The 22,307-nt window shown below is 31.9% G+C and carries 12 protein-coding genes; 2 read left to right on the forward strand and 10 right to left on the reverse strand.

Annotated elements, in window-relative coordinates; translation table 11 throughout:
- Positions 1 to 204 precede the first annotated feature (204 nt).
- From FNB79_RS16405 to FNB79_RS16435, 7 genes are all read right to left on the reverse strand, one after another.
- The gene (locus tag FNB79_RS16405) at positions 205 to 2,178 is read right to left on the reverse strand and encodes a protein-disulfide reductase DsbD family protein (protein WP_143382391.1); all 1,974 of its coding nucleotides are present in this window, start codon (positions 2,176 to 2,178) and stop codon (positions 205 to 207) included.
- Between the two features lie 134 nt (positions 2,179 to 2,312).
- Positions 2,313 to 4,007, reverse strand: coding sequence for a S1C family serine protease (locus FNB79_RS16410; protein WP_143382392.1), 1,695 nt, complete (start codon positions 4,005 to 4,007; stop codon positions 2,313 to 2,315).
- 106 nt (positions 4,008 to 4,113) lie between these two features.
- Entirely contained in the window at positions 4,114 to 5,490 is a 1,377-nt protein-coding gene (locus FNB79_RS16415) for a TlpA family protein disulfide reductase (protein WP_143382393.1), read from the reverse strand.
- A gap of 270 nt (positions 5,491 to 5,760) precedes the next feature.
- A complete protein-coding gene (locus FNB79_RS16420; RefSeq protein WP_185967800.1) occupies positions 5,761 to 6,882 on the reverse strand; it encodes a TlpA disulfide reductase family protein in 1,122 nt (373 codons plus the stop codon).
- 7 nt (positions 6,883 to 6,889) lie between these two features.
- Positions 6,890 to 8,341 (reverse strand): RagB/SusD family nutrient uptake outer membrane protein, encoded by a 1,452-nt coding sequence (locus tag FNB79_RS16425; RefSeq protein WP_143382395.1) that lies wholly within the window; start codon positions 8,339 to 8,341, stop codon positions 6,890 to 6,892.
- Between the two features lie 5 nt (positions 8,342 to 8,346).
- Positions 8,347 to 11,820 carry a SusC/RagA family TonB-linked outer membrane protein gene (locus FNB79_RS16430; RefSeq protein WP_185967801.1) on the reverse strand — a complete coding sequence of 1,158 codons (3,474 nt, stop codon included), beginning with the start codon at positions 11,818 to 11,820 and terminating at the stop codon, positions 8,347 to 8,349.
- Between the two features lie 159 nt (positions 11,821 to 11,979).
- On the reverse strand, positions 11,980 to 13,113 hold the full coding sequence (locus tag FNB79_RS16435) for a FecR family protein (RefSeq protein WP_143382397.1): 1,134 nt from the start codon (positions 13,111 to 13,113) through the stop codon (positions 11,980 to 11,982).
- A gap of 118 nt (positions 13,114 to 13,231) precedes the next feature.
- Here FNB79_RS16435 and FNB79_RS16440 point away from each other — a divergent pair, with 118 nt between their 5' ends.
- Together FNB79_RS16440 and FNB79_RS16445 are read left to right on the forward strand one after the other, a co-directional pair.
- Positions 13,232 to 13,816, forward strand: coding sequence for an RNA polymerase sigma factor (locus FNB79_RS16440; RefSeq protein ID WP_185967802.1), 585 nt, complete (start codon positions 13,232 to 13,234; stop codon positions 13,814 to 13,816).
- Between the two features lie 870 nt (positions 13,817 to 14,686).
- Entirely contained in the window at positions 14,687 to 16,195 is a 1,509-nt protein-coding gene (locus FNB79_RS16445; protein WP_143382399.1) for a T9SS type A sorting domain-containing protein, read from the forward strand.
- 760 nt (positions 16,196 to 16,955) lie between these two features.
- Here the strand turns inward: FNB79_RS16445 and FNB79_RS16450 are convergent.
- The 3 genes from FNB79_RS16450 to FNB79_RS16460 form a co-directional block, all read right to left on the reverse strand.
- Positions 16,956 to 18,926: a protein-disulfide reductase DsbD family protein gene (locus FNB79_RS16450; RefSeq protein WP_143382400.1), complete on the reverse strand. Its 1,971-nt coding sequence runs from the start codon at positions 18,924 to 18,926 to the stop codon at positions 16,956 to 16,958.
- Between the two features lie 134 nt (positions 18,927 to 19,060).
- On the reverse strand, positions 19,061 to 20,755 hold the full coding sequence (locus FNB79_RS16455; protein WP_143382401.1) for a S1C family serine protease: 1,695 nt from the start codon (positions 20,753 to 20,755) through the stop codon (positions 19,061 to 19,063).
- A gap of 106 nt (positions 20,756 to 20,861) precedes the next feature.
- Positions 20,862 to 22,241 carry a TlpA disulfide reductase family protein gene (locus FNB79_RS16460; protein WP_143382402.1) on the reverse strand — a complete coding sequence of 460 codons (1,380 nt, stop codon included), beginning with the start codon at positions 22,239 to 22,241 and terminating at the stop codon, positions 20,862 to 20,864.
- Between the last annotated feature and the right edge of the window lie 66 nt (positions 22,242 to 22,307).

The following is a 22,307-nucleotide window of genomic DNA, read 5'->3' on the forward strand; positions in this document are numbered from 1 at the left end:
TAGAAACATTGTAGTCCCAAAAATCACGATTATATAAATATATTCTATATTTTTTCTTTCACTTCATTTTAAATAAGCTTACTTCATTACAAGTTTTCACGAAAATTTATTAATCTTCTTCTTTATTAGGCACAGTTCTATTTAAGCTTTTTCACTCTAACTTCACCGAAAGTATCTTAAAACATAACCTATCTTGATTACCTTTTAAAATTTATTAACCCCTTCTTCTAACCAAGCATGATATGTGTCTACATCTGGTGTATACCCTACTGGATCGACTAATTTCTCTTCGTTATGGTCGATAATTACGTAAAATGGTTGTGAATTTGATTTGTACTTTATAGTTTGCATCTCACTCCACTTTTGACCTATGTATTTTAACTTTTTCCCAGGTTTTAATTGTGATGCTACAACCTCGTCTGATTCTAGTTCCCGTTTATCATCTACATACAACGATATTAAAACCACATCGTTTTTTAAAATATTTAAAACAGCTGGTTCTGGCCAAACATTTTGTTCCATCTTTCTACAGTTTACACATGCCCAACCTGTAAAATCTAACAGTACTGGCTTTCCTACTTTCTTTGCATACGCTAATCCGGTATCGTAATCATCAAATGCAATGATATCGTGAGGCGCTAATAAATGGGCCCCACCTGGTAAATCTCCGTGTGCAGATGCACTACCTCCTGAACCTAATTTTGAGAAGCCTACTCCATAAGGCGATTCGCTATATTCTTGGGGCGGTGGAAATGCGCTAATTATATTTAATGGTGCGCCCCAAAGTCCGGGAATCATGTAAATGGTAAATGACAACACTATAAGACCTAAACTTAAGCGTCCTACAGATATATATGGTAAGGGGGAATCGTGTGGTAATTGGATCTTTCCGAATAAATAAAAGGCTAAAGTACCAAAAACTGCTATCCAAATTGCTACAAACACTTCGCGCTCTAAAATATGAAGTTGAAGCACTAAATCTGCATTCGATAAAAATTTAAATGCTAAAGCTAATTCTAAAAAGCCTAATACTACTTTTACGGTATTTAACCACCCTCCCGATTTTGGTAACGAATTTAACCAGCCTGGAAAGGCTGCAAATAATGCAAAGGGTAATGCTATGGCTAACGAAAATCCAAACATCCCGATAATGGGTGCTATTCCGCCTTTAGAGGCTGATTCTACCAAAAGCGTTCCCACTATTGGACCTGTACATGAAAAAGATACTATGGCTAAGGCTAAGGCCATAAAGAAAATACCTACTAATCCTCCGCGATCGGCTTGAGAGTCTACTTTATTGGCCCACGAGTTTGGTAATACTATTTCGAATGCGCCTAAAAAAGACACCGCAAAAACGACTAACAACACAAAGAAAATTACGTTAAACCAAACATTAGTTGACAATGCATTTAATGCACTTGCCCCAAAAATTCCGGTTACGGCACTTCCTAATAAAACATAAATAACAATGATACTAACACCGTAGATAATTGCATTTTTAATTCCAGCTGCTTTGTTTTTACTTTGTTTGGTAAAGAAGCTTACCGTCATAGGAATCATCGGGAATACACATGGCGTTAATAAAGCCGCAAAACCTGATAAAAAGGCTATAAAAAAGATAGACAAAAGGCCTGTATTACTTGCCGAATCTGAGGTGTTTTTCACGGCCTTTTCTACTCCTATAGTTGATGTGTCTGACGCTTTACTTGCTGAGGCTGCTGAAGCTGTGTTTTCTTCCAAATGAAATTCTAATTCAATTTCGGTTGGTGGTAAACAACGCGTATCGTCGCAAACCATAAATTCTACAAAACCTAAAAGGGTTGGTGTAGGTTTGCTAACGTTTATTTTTTGAATAAATTTAGCTTCGCCTTCAAAAAACTTAATCTCCATCTCAAACACAGGATCTTCAATGGTATGTCCTGCTTCTTCTATTGTATTCCCTTTTAAAGTAAAAGTCTCTTCAGAATTATCGTAGATAAACGTGGTCGCGATTGGGCCACCTTCTGGTACTGTTTGCGAATATAAATGCCAGCCAGAATCTATCTTTGCGGTTGTGATTAAATTGTATTCTGTATCGGATAGTTTCTCTACAGAAGTACTCCACTTTACCGGATCTAATACTTGGCCATTAAAACACCAAGTGATAAGACATGCGAAAAAAAATAATGTGTGTTTCATTTTATCTTTTATTATGTTGTAAAAAAGACTGCCTTTTTAGACAGCCTTTTGCTTCTTTTACACTCTTAGACTAATTCAAAATAATGTATAAAAACAAGTGTTAAAGAAAGTTGAAATATCATAATATATCTTTATTATTTTATATCCTTTACTGTTTGTAAAACAACATCTAAAGGAATTGCAAAAGAACTCGTTCTATTTTCTTTAGCTATATTTATTCCGATTACATTTCCTTTTATATCTACAACCGGGGTTCCTGTTTCATTAACCTCTATAGGCATATCGTGAGTAAAGGCTTGAGTAAAATCATACTTTCGTTCGCTTGTATCAAGATCATAACCAATATGTCTATTTCGTATTCTCTTTTCGTTCTCCTTTAACAAAGTAACTTCTACTTCCTTTTCCGCTCCCTCTCTTAAAACTGTTACCTTTACCTTTTGATTTACTTGAGTGGTTTTTAAAAATGAAATACGGTCTTCACTACTTTCTATCTTTGTGTCATCAAATTTAACTATGATGTCTCCTCTTTTTAACCCAGCTAACTTTGCTGCTCCATTTTCATAAAGCACAAAAATTTTATTTGAAAATGTTACTGATGCTCCTAAAAAACCTTGAGAAGCTGCCGCTGGTAATATCTGTCTTGCGGGAGCACTAATAACTCCTGAATACTTAATGTCTTCCTTAAAACTTGCTGACCCTATTAATGTTCCGACTCTTGTATCTGTCTTTTTAGGAATATTAATTGCAATTATATCTTTTGATTGGATTTGCAGCACAGCCAAATCGTTAGATTTATCAATCCCAATTAGTCTTGCCGGACTAATTACGCCATTATACTGCTCGCAGCTTAACCCTGATTTACTTAACTCTGAAGCTTTCGCTACTACATAGCCCTTGGAACTTACAATAGTACCGTAAGTGTTTACCTCTGTTTTATCTTCATTAAGGCTTTTTATTTTGACTACCGATTTGTGTAGGTCTTTTACCGTTTTTCCAATGGCTTTAATTATAGCGCCTTTTCCGCCTTCTAAAGAAAAATCTGCCGTGGTCTTTGACGGTGAAATCGTTTCATTATCTTTAGGAAATTGAGGCTCTCTTGGTCCTCTTTTATTAAACCTTTCTCCGTTAATTAACTTTGTCCAATTTGCTTTTACGGGGTCTATTGGCGCGTAAAAATTATCGTCCATTGAACGATCTATATGACTACAAACACCTATTACTTTTCCATTTAAATCTACTAAAGGTCCGCCTGAATCACCTGGCATCATAATACAACTTGTTTTTAAGTACCCTAATGCCTTGGTCCCTTTATAAAATCCTATACGCATTAAAGCTGGTCGATCTGCTTGATATCCGCTAGAATGACCAAACATTAAACAAGCTTCATCTTGTCCTAAATCTGAAGAAGACCCTAACTCTAGATATTCCCATGTCCCTTTATCTACTATTTTCATAAGTGCATAATCCCCTTTCTCATCTAAACCTAAATGAATAGCCTTATAGGTAGTGCCGTCACTCATTGTTATACTACTCTGTTCTTCTCTAACACCTAAAACAACATGAGCTGCTGTTAAAATATAACCGTCAGAAGAGACCAAAACTCCTGTCGCATGTGTATTTATGGTAACAGTACTGGCCAATACTTTTTTATATGTTTTTTGAATTTGATGCTCTAAATCTTTAAGTTTTAAATCTGAATCTTCTAAAGGTGATACTTTAAAATAGGTTTCGTTCTCTTGTTGGGCATTAACATTTAACTGATTGAAAAAAAGAAAAATGAGAAGAATATATGCTTTAATTAAAACTAAATTATTTGTGTTTTGTTTCATGCTAATATGTAAACTATAGGGTTTTAAAATCTTTAACAACTCTTTGTTGCTCTATTACAAATACTATTTCTGAAAAATAAACTCAGAATAGTATTCTTATACTATTTTAAATCTCTAGTGTATTAAATAATTCTAATAACTCAGGATCTGATGGTCTCGGGGCTTTTTTATCTACGATATTCCCTTCTGGATCTAATAATATAAAACGCGGAATAGAAGAAATAAAATAGTCATCTAAAAATTTAGACTTCCCGCCCTTATCTGCAAGTACTTGAATCCCGCCTAGCTCTTTTGTTTTAACCATGTTTTTCCACTTGTCATAATCTTTTGATTCATCTATGGAGATACTTAAAAAAACAATATTCTTTCCATGATATGCTTTTTCAACTCGCTTTAAATCTGGTATTTCTTTTAGACAGGGTACGCACCAAGTAGCCCAAACATCTATATAAACATATTGTCCTTTAAGTTCCGCTAATGACAAAGTGCCTCCTGAATACTTTTCGTAATTTGTGAAGGTTGGTGAGGGTTTACCTTTGTTAACACTTATTAACTTATTATAAGTTGCGGTAATTTTAGCATTGTTCGCTGCATCTGTGGATGCATTTATAAAGGTTTTATAATACGCTTCAACATCTGTCGCTTTCATCAATCCATATTCTGCTCCTGTAAATAACAACTCATTCTTAATGGTTTCATTCGCAATAGTCGCATGAACCTTAAGCTTTGCTAGCATATAAGGTATTGATTCCTTTTTAGATAACGCTTTAATTTCATCATTATAATGCGCTATCACTAATTGTTTATAAGTATTAATTGATACAAAATCGGCCTCATTATTGACATCTAAAGTATCTAAATCTGATAAAAATTCTGCTGTGGGTTTATAATAGGCTTGTTTTGACCAATACACGTGTTTTCCTGTTGCGTATTTTGATAACTCTAATAAATAATTGTAATTAAGCTTACGCTTTTCTAAAGCTTTAAAAGCTGGATCTACGCCCTCTAGAGTGTCTAAGGCTTTAGAGAGTAATAAGGTGCTTTTTTTGATGTTATTTTTAAACTCTACTTCATCTAATGCATAAAATAAGGACTCCTCTAATTTCTGAGAGTCTGTTTTACTTTTTAATAATAGATAATTGGTCGTTCCCGAACCTTCTCCTGAAATTTTAAGTGAATGATTAAAATCTTTTGAATTGGCTGTAAGTGTAATATCATTTCCGTTATTTAAATAAATACTAACACTGTTTTTTCCTGCTGTTAGCAAATAAAGTCCTGATCCCGCTCTTATAGTGTCTGAAAAAACACCGTTTGAAGCTACAGAAATTTTCTTTTTAAAAGTTTTGTTTAACTTAATTAAGGTGAGTTCTTCTGCTTCTAAATTTTCAATCTTTCCTGAAAATAGAGCATAGTCTACTGCTGTTTCTTTATTGAAAACCATGAGGCTTAAAATCAATCCGAAACTAAATATTAGTGTTTTCATTTAATAAAATAGTGTAAAATAGAGGATAATGGTATTTACCAATACATCTAGTAATTTTAAGTGTTTATTGGTTCTTGTATGTGAACTCATCTCAAACAAAATCCTTTTTGTAACAAACTGATTTTGAAGTTAACTTTTTATACAAACACGTTATGATGAGAAAGATTTATTCTTCCTTCTTTTAAAACCTCATTATGTACATAATGAGGTTTTAAGTAGATAAATAGTATTAAAACTATAATGTAATTGTTTTAATATTTTTAAAAAGTATTACTTGGCTAGTAATTCTTTTATTTTTGATTCTAGCTCTTCTCCTTGAAGGCCTCGTGCTACTATGACTCCTTCTTTGTCTATTAAGATCGTTTCTGGTATCATGGTTATGGCAAATGTTTTTGCTGATGGGCAATTCCATTCTAGTAATGAAGAGGCCTGATCCCAAACAACATATTCGTTTTGCTTTAAAAAATTACGCCATTTACTCTCGTCTCTATCGTAAGATATTCCTAAAACCTCCAATCCTTGTGGATGAAATTCTTCGTAAATCTCTCCTACATGAGGCATTGCCTTTAGACATGGACCACACCAGGTTGCCCAAAAATCTATAAGTAAAACTTTACCTCGGTATTGATACAAACTCGTTTCGCCTCCATCTAATGACGGGATGGTAAAGTTCTCTGGCGTGCCTCCTACAAAAGACCTTTTTAACTCTTTTACCTCATCTTTAAAAACGGTAGCTTCTTTTGAGTTTTTTATACGATCTGATAAGTTTGCAAAGGCTTGCTCTACTACAGGTAAAGGATCATATCTTAACATATAATTTTTTATATAAAAATAAGTCCCATAACTATCTGGATAATTGCTTAAAATATTAAGCGTTTCATCAATAAAATCTGCATCTAATTTTGCTCGCGTTTTTTCTAAGTCTTCATCACTAAGTTCTCCCGCTTCATTGGCTTTAACTACTCGATTACTTTTACCTCCCCAAACGGTTCGTCTTTCCTTATAATTAGACTTTAACTTAGCATAAACTGCGTCTTCTTTTCCGCGTTCTAATTCAAAAAGATATTTGGTGTATTTCTCTGTAACTACTTTTGTTATAATATTTACATTAATAACCGTATCTTCTAGTATAAAATTTTCTTTAAATCGAGTTCCTACAATAGATAATCTGACTTCTTTTATTTCTCCAAAAGCATCCCCTGTAAAGGTAAATTTACCATTAGAATCTACTTGTGTAGAACCTAAGCGCTTTACAACGCGCATATTGGAAAGTTCTTCTAAAACGATTTCTTGTCCTTCTCCCCCTTTAAAAACCCCATTAATTACATAATGAGGGTTTTCTGAAGTAGATAGGAATAATGTTGTTATTAAAATTATAATTATATTTTTCATAAGCTGGTTATCTATCGTATTGTGGCATATCTGGATTAAATTGTATAACATCATTAGAAAGTGGTAAAATCCATCTTGGATCGTTTGGTGGTAATGTATAATCTACACCTTCTACAGTATGCGTTATTGTTTTAGCAAAAGCAGATTCTTTATTCAATCTTTTAAGATCTTGAAATCTAAAATCAGAAAGGAAACTAAGTTCTCTTCTTCTTTCTTCTAAAACAATGTTTAAAGCGTCTTCGTTAGAGGCTGCTGTTAAAGGGACATTGTTGGTAATTCTATAATCTCTAAGATAGTTTATATACTCCATGGCTTGATCTTTACTACCTATCCTTGCTTCTAATTCTGCTAAAATAAGATATAAATCGGGCAACAAAATTCCGGCATTTCTAGTTACAAAAGCACCATAAATTGTTCTACCAGGGAAAAAAATTGGGCTACCAAGATTAAACTCTGCTTGATCAGTTTCAAAATACAAATCTCTACGCTTATCTATTGAGCCTTCTGGTAAATCTTTTTCATATACAGCTACTAACTCTTCTGTGGCTAAAGCAGTACCATTAAAATTAGTTAGCGAATTTTTAATATACATATTTTCTGAAACGTCATACATTTCTTCCATTGCTTCATATGTTGTGTTATTAAAGATTCTTCCGCCCCAGCCTCCTTCAAAAGCTATATAATTTTTTAAATCTTGTAACTCAAAAGACCCTTTATTCTCTATGGCTAAATTTGCATATGTAAGAGCTTGCTCAAATTCGCCTCTAAATAAATATACTTTAGCTAATAGAAAATAGCCGGCTGATAGTGTTGGGTGATAGTTACTAGAAGCATTTAAATTAAGATTAGGAATCGCTTCCAACAAATCACTAATTATCTGACTATAAACTTCTTCAACTGTATTCCTACCATATTCTGCATAAATATTATCATCTAAAATTAAAGGTACTCCGTAATCTGTACTAGCTGTATCAGGATCGTAAGCTTTTGCATAAAGATTTACTAATTTAAAAAAATTGTATGCTCTACAAAATAAGGCTTCTGCTTTAACAGCTAATTTTTCTTCTTCAGTTGCGTCTGTTACCTCCATAATACCATTTGCCACAAAATCATACGTATAAATTTGTGAGTAAGCTGATGAGAAAAAAGCATCATTAGTATCTAAAGGATAAGTAGGTCCAGGATTAAAATAATAATAATTTATGCCAAACTCTGGAAGTGATGAAAAACCAACTTCATCAGGCATATCATCGTCTAAAGACTTTTCTAAATCATCTGTAAAAAGATTAACATAACCAATTTCAGACTGATATATAAGAGCATCACTATTCAACAAATACACATAATCATTGTATGTAGAAGGTATGGTTTGTCCTAGTGGTGTTATTTCTAAGAAATCATCACAAGAAAAATTTAAAATAATTAGTAATCCTAATACTATTTTATAATTATATTTCATATTTTTTAAAAGTTTAAATTAATTGCAAAAGTATATGTTGGCATAATTGCTGTACCTCTACTACCATCTTCTGTCCAAACTTCAGGATCTAGATTATTTCTATTATTCGCCCATCTAAATGGGTTTCTTACATCTAAAGTTAGTCTTAAACTAGATAAATTAACTTTATCTAAGATTATTTTAGGTACAGTATAAGCTAATGTTATATTTCTTAACTTAACATAATCTGCTTTTTGAACATTTACATCTGCATATGTCCAAATATTTCTTTGAGAACTTAGAACTTGATTAGGGTTTGAAGCATTATCCCAATTTATTCCTGGAGATTTGTTTATATCGGCCTCATCACCTGGCTGTTTCCAATAATTTAAATGTACTTTATCTATATTACGAGTTAATTCATATGGATATCTAAATGTTGGATAGTACCCTGCGGCTACATCTCTCTGAACGTGTCCTCCATAATAGATAAATAAAAATGAAAGATTAAATTGTTTATAAGTAATATTATTAGATAAAGATGCGTGATATGGTGGGTCGTAAGTTCCTTTATCTACTAAATCTTCCGGACTTAAATCTAGGTAACTATTAACAAGAGTACCATCTGCCTTATAAGCTGTTGGAGCTCCTTTGTCATTTAGGCCAGCATAACGTATAGCATAAAGTGTATTTAATTCTTGCCCTTCTCTTAGTTGATTTTCAGAAACATAATCATATACATATGTAGTTCTTTCTTCTACGAACTCTGTAACTTTATTTCTATTATAACTAAGTATTAAATTACCACTCCATCTAAAATCATCGGTAGTTATAAATTTTGGACTAATTTGCAATTCAATACCTCTGTTGTTTAATGAAGCATAATTTTTAGGAAGGCTTGTCCAACCTAAAATAGGGTCTGAGTCTACATAAGCTACAGCGTCTACGGTTCTCTTATTATAAAATTCTATACTACCTGATAATTTTTTAGAAAATAACTCGTAATCTATACCTATATTGGTTATGTATGTTTGTTCCCATCTTAAATCTTCATTTGGGGGAGAAGTTATATTTGCTTGTGTTTCTCCAGCCTCATTAAGAATAGTAGAAATTGATGCTATGGCAAATGGCCCACTATTATCAAAAACATTACCACTTATTCCATATGTAGCTCTAACTTTTAATCTATTAAGCCATGGTAAAGATAAAGATTCTGTATCTACAATATAGTTAGATCCAAAAGACCAAAGTGGTCTATATGTATATTTAGGGTTTTTACCAAATAAATTAGATTCATCCATTCTTGCACTTACATTAAATCCTAATTTATCATCATACATGTAAGAAACATTTGCATAACCAGATATATATCTACTATCTGTATTTTGGTAAATAGTTTGTCCTCCTAAAGTAAAAGTCCCTAGAACAGATTGTGTTGTCTGAATCCCTGCCACTAAGGTAGCCTCATCTACATCTGTAAAACTTAAACTTTCTGGATCATAACCATAACGTTTAAATCCATATGATTCTGTAACTGCTTTGCTTCTCTCTCCCCCTAAAATTACATTTACATCATGTTTTTCTTTAAATGTTTTAGAGTAATTAAGTTGTGCTCGTAAAGTATATGAATTTCTATCGTAAAAGGTTTCTGTAATCTGACCACCGTAAGGAATATTATTAATAACCTCACCATTAATTATTTGAGTAGCATCGTTTATCATATTACGAACATTATAACTATCTTCTGATGCATAAATCTCACTATGGGTTTTACCGTACCCTAACTGACCTCTTAATTCCAAGCCTAAAGATTCTGAAAGTTTAATTTCTGTTCCAACATTTATAACAGCAGAAGGACTTTTACTTGATGTTTTTACTTCCTTCAATTGATTAAGCGGATAATACGATTGATCTAATAATCCTAACGAAATAAGCCTCTCAATCTCGCTATCACTTTTAATGTAATTCCATTCTGCTGGATTTCCATTTTCATCTCTAAGCACTTCATAAGGAAGTCGTGAAGCTCCTAATAAAGCAATACCTGAAACCCCTGAATAATAATCTGAAAAACCATAGCTACCTAAAAGAGAAATATCAAATTTAAACCAGTCATTAAATTTAAAATAGTTTTTTACGTTTAGCCCTAATTGCTCAACAGGTCTATCTTTTTCAAAAGAACCTCTACTCGAATAATTAAGAGATAATGCATATTGATGCTTTTCAGTACCACCTCTTAATGCAAGGTTATGTTGTTGTGTAATTTTTGGAGTTAACAACTCATCTACAACTTGATCATAACCATCTAAGTTTCTTAGTTTATCTAATTCTGAATTTAAATATTCTGTTGAAATTAAACCATCTTCATGTGCATATAATAATGTATTAACTTCGTCTAAAGCTAAGGTTGAAGTCTTTCGTGTATCGGACACTGTTGCATTAAAAACATCTATCTGATAATCAACAAATTCTGGAGAAGACATTAAGTTTTGATATGATCTACTTGGTAATGGCTCTATTTGAAATGATGATGAGTAACTTAAAGTTGGTTTACCAACAATACCTCTTTTGGTAGTTACCACAATAACTCCATTGGCAGATCTTACACCGTAAATTGAAGCCGCTGTAGCATCCTTCAATACTGTAACATTCTCTATATCGTTAGGGTTAATAGACTCTAAATCACCTTCATAAACCGCACCATCTAAAACAATTAAAGGATAATCTTCTCCATTAAGTGTAGAAACTCCTCTAATAACAGGTGTCCCTCTGTATAAAGACAAACCACTTACAGTCCCTTCTAATCTATCTAAAATATTTGTTTGAAATTTAGTTTCGATGACATCAGATCCAACAACCTCATATGAACCAATAGATTTTGCCTTTGAAAGCACTTGATACCCTGTATTTACAGTTTTCTTTCCAGAGACAACTATTTCATCTAACTCATTAGAAGATTCTTTTAATACTACATTTATTACTTTTTTATCTCCTACTTCAATATATTGTTTTTCAAACCCCATACTTGAGAAAATTAAGACATCTGTAGTCTTAAGACCTTTAATCTTAAAATCACCATCAAAATCTGTTAGCGTCCCTCTTCTAGTACCTTTAATTAAAACACTTACACCCGCTAATGGACTATTTTTTTCATCGGTAACATTACCTGTAATTTCTTCTTGTATTACTCTTGCAACCTTTTTTTCTATAACAATAGTATTATCTTTTAATAGTTCAAAACTATACTGATTAGTAGATATGACCTTAGATAATAAATCCTTGACTTTAATTGTACTTTTATTTAACGTAACAGAAGGAATTTCTTTAAAAAGATCTGAACGATAAATAAAAGTATACGTTGTTTGCGACTGAATAATATCAAAAATCTCATCTACAGAAACTGTTTTATCCTGATTAATTGTAATTTTTGCATTTTGAGAGATGATATCGGCAGGCGTAAAACTAAAAATAGTAGAGCAAAACAACATCAAAATTGTTCTCATAATAATGTTTTTGGTTGATTTTCTAAAAAAGTAAAATTCTTTAGTAAAATTAAAATTCATAAATTTGCATGGTGTTAGTTAATAATTTAATTAATACATGTTAAAACTAAGGGATGAAATCAGTGTACTTTGAGCGGTATGTTACGATTTGTCCCTTTTTTATTCAATAATTATCTTTTTATCATATAATTTATATTTCAGATTTGTGTTTCTTTTTATTGGAATTAATATTTCTTCTAAAGTCATAGTTTTACTTAAGACACCATTAAACCTTATATCCTCAAGTTCTTTATTTTTAATAAGTATATCTACATCATACCATCTAGATAAAGATTTCATAATTTCTTTCAACGGTTTATCTCTAAATGAAAAAATACCCTCTTTCCAAGCTATTTCATTATAAACATTTACCGTCCTAACATCAATAACCTCTCTCTCACCTACCACGACAGACTGATAACCAGGATCTAAAACTTCCTTAAAAGCTTCGTTTTTCACAGATACTTCACCTTCAACTAAAGTAGTATATACACTTATATCGTCTTTATAAGCTTTTAAGTTAAATTCTGTTCCTAGCACCTCTACTTCCTGTAGCTTAGAACGTACTTTAAATGATGCTCCATTATGATTTTTACTTGAAGACACATCAAAATAAGCTTCCCCATACACAAGTTCAACTTCACGTGTTGTACCTGATTTGAAGCTAACTGGATATTTTAATTTTGAATCTGAATTTAACCAAACTCGAGTACCATCAGCCAATTCAACTTCAAACCTCCCTCCTCTTGGTACGGTTAAGTAATTATATAATATATGATTCTCGTCTTTTTTGTCATATATAATTTGTTCTCCATTACTAGTAACTTTAGCTGCATTATAAGGCTGTCCCTTTTCTAACACAATATTAGAACCGTCTTCCAGAGTTAAAATAGCCTTATTAAAACCAGGGGTTCCTGTTTCTACAACAGAGTGTTTAACCTCTGCTTGTTCTTTGTTATTTATTAAATAGTAAGATAACGAAAACATCAAAACTAACACAGCTGCTGCTGCATATTTAAACCACATGGGAAAAAACAATTGTCTAGATGGTTTTTGTTTCTCTATTTCCTTCCAAAGTTTATCAAAAGCTTTATCTACATCTGGTTTATTTAGTACGGCATGTACATCATAATAATCTTTGACATAGTCTTTGAAAAGTTCTTGATTTTCCTTTTCTTTTAACATCTCCTTAAGTTCTAACAACTCTTTTGAAGATATTGTACTCGTTATATATTTTATAGTTATTTTTTTCAACGGTTTGTTTGTTTTACTTAACTTAATATTACTAATACGTTAATTTATTATTTTACCCTTAGTCTATTTATTATTTTTTTTTGGCATATTTGTATATTAATAGAAAAACAGAATTATTTTGGAAGTTTTAATTAACGACTCTTTATTAGCTATTGAGATTAAAAAAAGCGACAAAAAAGCTTTTAGAATCTTATTTGAGCGTTATTATAAAAATCTTTTAGATTATACCATTACCTATACTTATGATTTACAAGAAGCTGAAGATATAGTACAACAAACTTTTATTACACTTTGGAACAATAGATTAAATATAAATTCTGAAAAATCTATTAAAAGTTATTTATATAGAATAGCATACAATACTTATATAGATATATACAGAAAACAAAAAAAAAGAAATGCTTTTTTTAATGAACTTAAAGAACAAGCTCTAAGAGATAGAATTACACCAGATCATGAAGCTTTAGATATACGCATTAATAAATTAAAAAATGTGATAGAAACACTACCTGAAAAATGCAAAGAGATTTTATATTTAAATAAATTTGAAGGTCTTAAGTATAAAGAAATTTCAGAACAATTAAATATTTCTGTAAAAACAGTAGAGTCTCACATGTATAAAGCTTTTAAAATAATTAGAAAAAACTTTAGCGAAGACGATTTATTTTTATGTATTGTATATAAAAACTTTTTTAAAGATTAAAATTACATCTTCTAAATACTATTTTAAAAAGTTAACATTGAACCCCTCTCTTATAAAACGCTAATCATACTAAAATCTCTTTTTCTTGACTTATCACTAATGCTTTTGTTTTTTTCTTACCCTTTGCAGACCTCCATCATAGTTTCATCTAAAACTATTGCAACTAGTAAATAACTTAAAACCCAAAACATATATCTCTAACAAGTTTTCTTTTTAATTTTTCACCCCACCTAAATAACTTTATAACGAGTTTTTACTTTTTAGCAACTCTATTAATTTGAAAGTTTAAATAAACTTTTTAAATCATTTATCATAAATATATATATTGTTCAATTTTCGCATATACTTTTTTAAATAAATACACACATAGTTTTCTTAAATTTTAAAAATAATTTCAAAGATTTCTATTTGTGAGACTAATCTTAATACATAAGGTTTTAAAGTTCCTTTAGTTTAATACTTGTTTGACTTTTAGTTGTTTTTCGGTAAGATTGTTTTTCTGGTTTATTACCCCACTTGATTTAGTCTTAATTTTTAATCAACTATTTTCACTTAAGCTTAACAACTATACACAAATACACTTCTTTATTAATTTAAATTACCCTAGCAAGATAACGCATCTTCAAATTCAGTTAATAAACTCGAAACATGAATAGTATCTATAACTATTTTACTCTTACACAGTGTAATTTTATAGCTTTATACACACAACACAATCCAAAACAAAACAAGCTTTTTTATAAGTTTTTAGCAACAAAACAGAGAAAACACAAGATATAGTTGTAAGAATTTTAAAAAAAAATAAAAATAAACTAAGGGTAAAATAATAAACGAACGTAATAGAGCATATAAACTAAAACATAAATAATTATGAAACATTATTACCTTTTTGCTTTGCTTCTTATATCAAGCTTAGCAAATTCGCAACAAATTACACTTGTTAAAGACATTAATGCTTTTCCTGGTGCTGTAGGCAAAGAAGGTCGCCACTCTAGCCCAAATAATTTAACTGCATTTAACGGTAAACTTTATTTTGCTGCAGATGATCAAATTGCTTCAAATACTAATGGTGTAGATGTTGGTATTGAACTTTGGGTTTCTGATGGAACACCTGAAGGTACAGTGTTGTTAAAAGATATTGATGGATCTAGTGATGACTCAAGCCCATCAAAGTTCTTTGAATTAAATAATAAATTATATTTCCAAGTATACGAGACATCTACAGGAAATTACAGTCTCTACACTACAGATGGTACAGAAGCAGGAACAGTACTACTATTTAATGATTTTCAATTCGAACCACCTACAATTATTGGTAATAAAGCTTATATGAGAAAGTATATTACTGATGCTGATGGTGTATTTACAGGTATTTATTATGAATTTGACGGCACAAACTTACAAGTATTACCAGATACTGGTTCAGGCACAATATCAGCTGGAAGTAATTATATTGCACTTAACGATAATTCTATTTTATTTAATATGACATATACTGTAGGAGGCACATCTGACGGGCAAGAATTATACCTTTACAACATTTCTAATCAAACCTATACGTTGGTTAAAAATTTTGATGATGCTAATGGAGACTCTTCTTTAACTCATTTCACAAAGATGGGAGACAATGTTTACTTTGAATATGACAACAATTTATGGGTAACCGATGGTACCGCAGCAGGAACAACACAAGTAACAATTGCATCTTCTATTAATGGTCTTGCGTCTTTATTCGCTTGGGAGAATAAATTGTATTTTGAAGGTGATGATGGTAGCTTTGACCAACTATGGGTATACGACCCTACAGCAAACAAAGTTACTAACCTTAGTGGTACTACTGAAGCTAATCCTACTGGTTTCTCTTTTAACCACGACCCTGTCCACTTTGTTGCACCTGGTGACGGCTACTTATATTACGCCGGTAAATCTGTAGCGACTTTTGCTAGCTACAACTTGTACAGAACAAACGGAGTTACTATAGAAAGTATAGAAATGGACTTAATTGATAGTGTTGATGATATTGTTAAGCTAAACAACGCGTTATATTTTGAAGCTGCCTATACAGATTCTAATCCTGAATTTACTGATTTGGGACGAGAATTATATACTTATACAAATGATAAATTATTAAGTACTAATACATTTGAACTTAATAATTCAATTTCAATTTACCCAAATCCATCAACTAGTTTTTTAAATGTTAAAACTACATTAGATGGAGAAATTAACTACTCAATATATAATTTATTAGGTAAGCAAGTGCAAACTGGAACAATTAATAACAATGTAATAAACCATAATTTAACATCTGGATTATATTTATTAAAATTAGACAACGGTACACAATCAATTACTAAGAAAATTATAGTAAAAAACTAAATTGTTAATTACTTTTTAACCATTTAAATCTATATATAATTATCGCCCTAAATGGGCGATAATTTTTTTTATAAAACTAATAAAGCTAAAATCAAGACACTATAGATTAACTCCATAGATTTATTATACGAGAGACATAAGTCCCTCTTTGTTTTCACCCTAATATGAAATTAGAGTTGATCAAATGAGGCTTTTTATGATTTATGATGTCCTAAATATTCATTCACCATGTCATCTATCATGTTTCCTGTACTCCAGACACCATTACCTGTGGCCCAAAAGTGTTATCCCACTAATGCTCCCTTAACTTCAGAAATTCTTGCTATAACTTTCTTAAATTCCTGCCCTTCATTTGTTTTTTTTTTAAACTAATACTCTGTTTTGAAGAATATTCCATATGTATATGGTCTGAACTCATAACTTCTTTTTAATATTTCAAGTTCTTCGGCTTCACCTATTTGATTCAGTACATCCTGGCCGCATACACTTGACTGAATATACCTTTCAATAGGTTATATCTATATTTGGTAAACCAACTTATCTGACAACTTAAACAACTTACTGTATGCGATCCTTTGCGTTGATATTCTCCCATTACATAAAGACATCATTTTAAACCACTAAAAAAAACTGATTTTCAATACTTTGTTTGACACAATAAAAAAAAACTTTCAAGAAGCACACGCTTTTGAAAGTTCTTTATTACAGCTGTATTTATAAGATGAATTATAAATAAAACTCTTAGATTTTATTTATAATTTTAAAATTTATTAACCCCTTCTTCTAACCAAGCATGATATGTGTCTACATCTGGTGTATACCCTACTGGATCGACTAATTTCTCTTCGTTATGGTCGATAATTACGTAAAATGGTTGTGAATTTGATTTGTACTTTATAGTTTGCATCTCACTCCACTTTTGACCTATGTATTTTAACTTTTTCCCAGGTTTTAATTGTGATGCTACAATCTCGTCTGATTCTAGTTCCCGTTTATCATCTACATACAACGATATTAAAACCACATCGTTTTTTAAAATATTTAAAACAGCTGGTTCTGGCCAAACATTTTGTTCCATCTTTCTACAGTTTACACATGCCCAACCTGTAAAATCTAACAGTACTGGCTTTCCTACTTTCTTTGCATACGCTAATCCGGTATCGTAATCATCAAATGCAATGATATCGTGAGGCGCTAATAAATGGGCCCCACCTGGTAAATCTCCGTGTGCAGATGCACTACCTCCTGAACCTAATTTTGAGAAGCCTACTCCATAAGGCGATTCGCTATATTCTTGGGGCGGTGGAAATGCGCTAATTATATTTAATGGTGCGCCCCAAAGTCCGGGAATCATGTAAATGGTAAATGACAACACTATAAGACCTAAACTTAAGCGTCCTACAGATATATATGGTAAGGGGGAATCGTGTGGTAATTGGATCTTTCCGAATAAATAAAAGGCTAAAGTACCAAAAACTGCTATCCAAATTGCTACAAACACTTCGCGCTCTAAAATATGAAGTTGAAGCACTAAATCTGCATTCGATAAAAATTTAAATGCTAAAGCTAATTCTAAAAAGCCTAATACTACTTTTACGGTATTTAACCACCCTCCCGATTTTGGTAACGAATTTAACCAGCCTGGAAAGGCTGCAAATAACGCAAAGGGTAATGCTATGGCTAACGAAAATCCAAACATCCCGATAATGGGTGCTATTCCGCCTTTAGAGGCTGATTCTACCAAAAGCGTTCCCACAATTGGACCTGTACATGAAAAAGATACTATGGCTAAGGCTAAGGCCATAAAGAAAATACCTACTAATCCTCCGCGATCGGCTTGAGAGTCTACTTTATTGGCCCACGAGTTTGGTAATACTATTTCGAATGCGCCTAAAAAAGATACTGCAAAAACGACTAACAACACAAAGAAAATTACGTTAAACCAAACATTGGTTGACAATGCATTTAATGCACTTGCCCCAAAAATTCCGGTTACGGCACTTCCTAATAAAACATAAATAACAATGATACTAACACCGTAGATAATTGCATTTTTAATTCCAGCTGCTTTATTTTTACTTTGTTTGGTAAAGAAGCTTACCGTCATAGGAATCATCGGGAATACACATGGCGTTAATAAAGCCGCAAAACCTGATAAAAAGGCTATAAAAAAGATAGAAAAAAGACCTGTATTACTTGCCGAATCTGAGGAGTTTTTCACGGCCTTTTCTACTCCTGTTGATGCGTCTGACGCTTTACTTGCTGAGGCTGCTGAAGCTGTGTTTTCTTCCAAATGAAATTCTAATTCAATTTCGGTTGGTGGTAAACAACGCGTATCGTCGCAAACCATAAATTCTACAAAACCTAAAAGGGTTGGTGTAGGTTTGCTAACGTTTATTTTTTGAATAAATTTAGCTTCGCCTTCAAAAAACTTAATCTCCATCTCAAACACAGGATCCTCAATGGTATGTCCTACGTCTTCTATTGTATTCCCTTTTAAAGTAAAAGTCTCTTCAGAATTATCGTAGGTAAACGTCGTGGCTATTGGACCCCCTTCTGGTACTGTTTGCGAATATAAATGCCAGCCAGAATCTATCTTTGCGGTTGTGATTAAATTGTATTCTGTATCGGATAGTTTCTCTACAGAAGTACTCCACTTTACCGGGTCTAATACTTGGCCATTAAAACACCAAGTGATAAGACATGCGAAAAAAAATAATGTGTGTTTCATTTTATCTTTTATTATGTTGTAAAAAAGACTGCCTTTTTAGACAGCCTTTTGCTTCTTTTACACTCTTAGACTAATTCAAAATAATGTATAAAAACAAGTGTTAAAGAAAGTTGAAATATCATAATATATCTTTATTATTTTATATCCTTTACTGTTTGTAAAACAACATCTAAAGGAATTGCAAAAGAACTCGTTCTATTTTCTTTAGCTATATTTATTCCGATTACATTTCCTTTTATATCTACAACCGGGGTTCCTGTTTCATTAACCTCTATAGGCATATCGTGAGTAAAGGCTTGAGTAAAATCATACTTTCGTTCGCTTGTATCAAGATCATAACCAATATGTCTATTTCGTATTCTCTTTTCGTTCTCCTTTAACAAAGTAACTTCTACTTCCTTTTCCGCTCCCTCTCTTAAAACTGTTACCTTTACCTTTTGATTTACTTGAGTGGTTTTTAAAAATGAAATACGGTCTTCACTACTTTCTATCTTTGTGTCATCAAATTTAACTATGATATCTCCTCTTTTTAACCCAGCTAACTTTGCTGCTCCATTTTCATAAAGCACAAAAATTTTATTTGAAAATGTTACTGATGCTCCTAAAAAACCTTGAGAAGCTGCCGCTGGTAATATCTGTCTTGCGGGAGCACTAATAACTCCTGAATACTTAATGTCTTCCTTAAAACTTGCTGACCCTATTAATGTTCCGACTCTTGTATCTGTCTTTTTGGGAATATTAATTGCAATTATATCTTTTGATTGGATTTGCAGCACAGCCAAATCGTTAGATTTATCAATCCCAATTAGTCTTGCCGGACTAATTACGCCATTATACTGCTCGCAGCTTAACCCTGATTTACTTAACTCTGAAGCTTTCGCTACTATATAGCCCTTAGAACTTACAATAGTACCGTAAGTGTTTACCTCTGTTTTATCTTCATTAAGGCTTTTTATTTTGACTACCGATTTGTGTAGGTCTTTTACCGTTTTTCCAATGGCTTTAATTATAGCACCTTTTCCGCCTTCTAAAGAAAAATCTGCCGTGGTCTTTGACGGTGAAATCGTTTCATTATCTTTAGGAAATTGAGGCTCTCTTGGTCCTCTTTTATTAAACCTTTCTCCGTTAATTAACTTTGTCCAATTTGCTTTTACGGGGTCTATTGGCGCGTAAAAATTATCCTCCATTGAACGATCTATATGACTACAAACACCTATTACTTTTCCATTTAAATCTACTAAAGGTCCGCCTGAATCACCTGGCATCATAATACAACTTGTTTTTAAGTACCCTAATGCCTTGGTCCCTTTATAAAATCCTATACGCATTAAAGCTGGTCGATCTGCTTGATATCCGCTAGAATGACCAAACATTAAACAAGCTTCATCTTGTCCTAAATCTGAAGAAGACCCTAACTCTAGATATTCCCATGTCCCTTTATCTACTATTTTCATAAGTGCATAATCCCCTTTCTCATCTAAACCTAAATGAATAGCCTTATAGGTAGTGCCGTCACTCATTGTTATACTACTCTGTTCTTCTCTAACACCTAAAACAACATGAGCTGCTGTTAAAATATAGCCGTCAGAAGAGACCAAAACTCCTGTCGCATGTGTATTTATGGTAACAGTACTGGCCAATACTTTTTTATATGTTTTTTGAATTTGATGCTCTAAATCTTCAAGTTTTAAATCTGAATCTTCTAAAGGTGATACTTTAAAATAGGTTTCGTTCTCTTGTTGGGCATTAACATTTAACTGATTGAAAAAAAGAAAAATGAGAAGAATATATGCTTTAATTAAAACTAAATTATTTGTGTTTTGTTTCATGCTAATATGTAAACTATAGGGTTTTAAAATCTTTAACAACTCTTTGTTGCTCTATTACAAATACTATTTCTGAAAAATAAACTCAGAATAGTATTCTTATACTATTTTAAATCTCTAGTGTATTAAATAATTCTAATAACTCAGGATCTGATGGTTTTGGAGCATTTTGTGTTACAATTACACCGTTTGGATCTATTAATATAAAACGCGGAATTGATTTGATTATATAATCTGATATGAATTGTGATTCAAAGCCGTTATCTGCAATTACTTGAATACCACCAAGGTCTTTATCTACCACCATTTCTTTCCATTTGTCATAATCTTTTTCAACATCAACAGAGATACTTAAGAACGTAATATTTTTATCGTGATACGCTTTTTCAATACGTTTTAAATCTGGTATTTCCTTTATACAAGGCACACACCAAGTAGCCCAAACATCTATATAAATATATTGTCCTTTAAGGTCGTCTAAAGACAAAGTGCCTCCTGAATGCTTTTCATAATTTATGAATTTTGGAGACGGCTGTCCTGGATTTACTTTACTTAACTCTTTGTAAATTTTAGTAATCTTTGCATTATTTTCTGCATTTGTTGATGCGTTTATAAAAAGGTCAAAGAATTTTTCAAAATCTATGGTTTGATATAAATCGTATTCTGCTTTTTTAAAAATAAGTTCGTTTTTAATAATTTGATTTGGAATCTTGGAATATACCGTTACTCCTATTAGTCCATACTCAAGAGAACCGTCTTTAAGCATAGCATTTATTTGTTTATTATAATAGCGGTTTACCATTTCTTTGTAAGCGCTAGAAAACTGAAAATCAATACCATTATCTAAATCAACACCTTCTGATTCTGCCAAAAAGTCTTTAGAAGGTTTATAACCACGTTTTTGAGCCCATTGTCTATGATATCCTCCTGCATAACGTTCTAATTCATTTAAATATTCGTAATTAAGGTTACGCTTTTCAAGAGTTTTAAATTCTGTAGAAATACCTTGAGCCGTGTCTAATTTAGCATTTAAAGTTTGGGCTATCTCCTTAAATTTAGCTTTAAAGTCATCCTCTTCCAACTTATATACATCCATACCCTTTCCTTTTTGCTCCGAAATTAGTTTCTTCTTATAAAGCATATAATTGGTAGTCTCTGCTCCTTTACCAGAAACTTCAATAGAACTACTAAAATCTGTAGCATCTGCAATAAGATTTACTTTACTTCCATGATCTAAATAGATAGGAGTACTCTTGTTTTTATCTATACTAAGAAAATAAAGCCCAGAATTAGCTCTGATTGTATCTGCAAACACACCGTTTTCTACAGCAATTTCTTTTTTAAAAGATTGATCTAATTTTTCTAGAGTCACTTGTTTAGCATCAAGGTTTTTAATTTTACCTGTAAATAATGCATAATTTACCGGAGTTGTATTGGTACACCCGATAAGGCTCAGTGCTAATACGGAACTAAAAATTGTTTTTTTCATGTTTTGTGTTGTTATAGTATTAATTATGTTGTTAACTACTGATTTAGATAAAATACTTACTGAAAG

Origin of the sequence: Formosa sediminum, from assembly GCF_007197735.1 — a bacterium.
Lineage (GTDB): Bacteria > Bacteroidota > Bacteroidia > Flavobacteriales > Flavobacteriaceae > Formosa > Formosa sediminum.

Coding starts and splice junctions, on each gene's coding strand:
- FNB79_RS16405 (WP_143382391.1), bottom strand. CDS start 2,178: ATGAAACACACATTATTTTTTTTCGCATGTCTTATCACTTGGTGTTTT.
- FNB79_RS16410 (WP_143382392.1), bottom strand. CDS start 4,007: ATGAAACAAAACACAAATAATTTAGTTTTAATTAAAGCATATATTCTT.
- FNB79_RS16415 (WP_143382393.1), bottom strand. CDS start 5,490: ATGAAAACACTAATATTTAGTTTCGGATTGATTTTAAGCCTCATGGTT.
- FNB79_RS16420 (WP_185967800.1), bottom strand. CDS start 6,882: ATGAAAAATATAATTATAATTTTAATAACAACATTATTCCTATCTACT.
- FNB79_RS16425 (WP_143382395.1), bottom strand. CDS start 8,341: ATGAAATATAATTATAAAATAGTATTAGGATTACTAATTATTTTAAAT.
- FNB79_RS16430 (WP_185967801.1), bottom strand. CDS start 11,820: ATGAGAACAATTTTGATGTTGTTTTGCTCTACTATTTTTAGTTTTACG.
- FNB79_RS16445 (WP_143382399.1), top strand. CDS start 14,687: ATGAAACATTATTACCTTTTTGCTTTGCTTCTTATATCAAGCTTAGCA.
- FNB79_RS16450 (WP_143382400.1), bottom strand. CDS start 18,926: ATGAAACACACATTATTTTTTTTCGCATGTCTTATCACTTGGTGTTTT.
- FNB79_RS16455 (WP_143382401.1), bottom strand. CDS start 20,755: ATGAAACAAAACACAAATAATTTAGTTTTAATTAAAGCATATATTCTT.
- FNB79_RS16460 (WP_143382402.1), bottom strand. CDS start 22,241: ATGAAAAAAACAATTTTTAGTTCCGTATTAGCACTGAGCCTTATCGGG.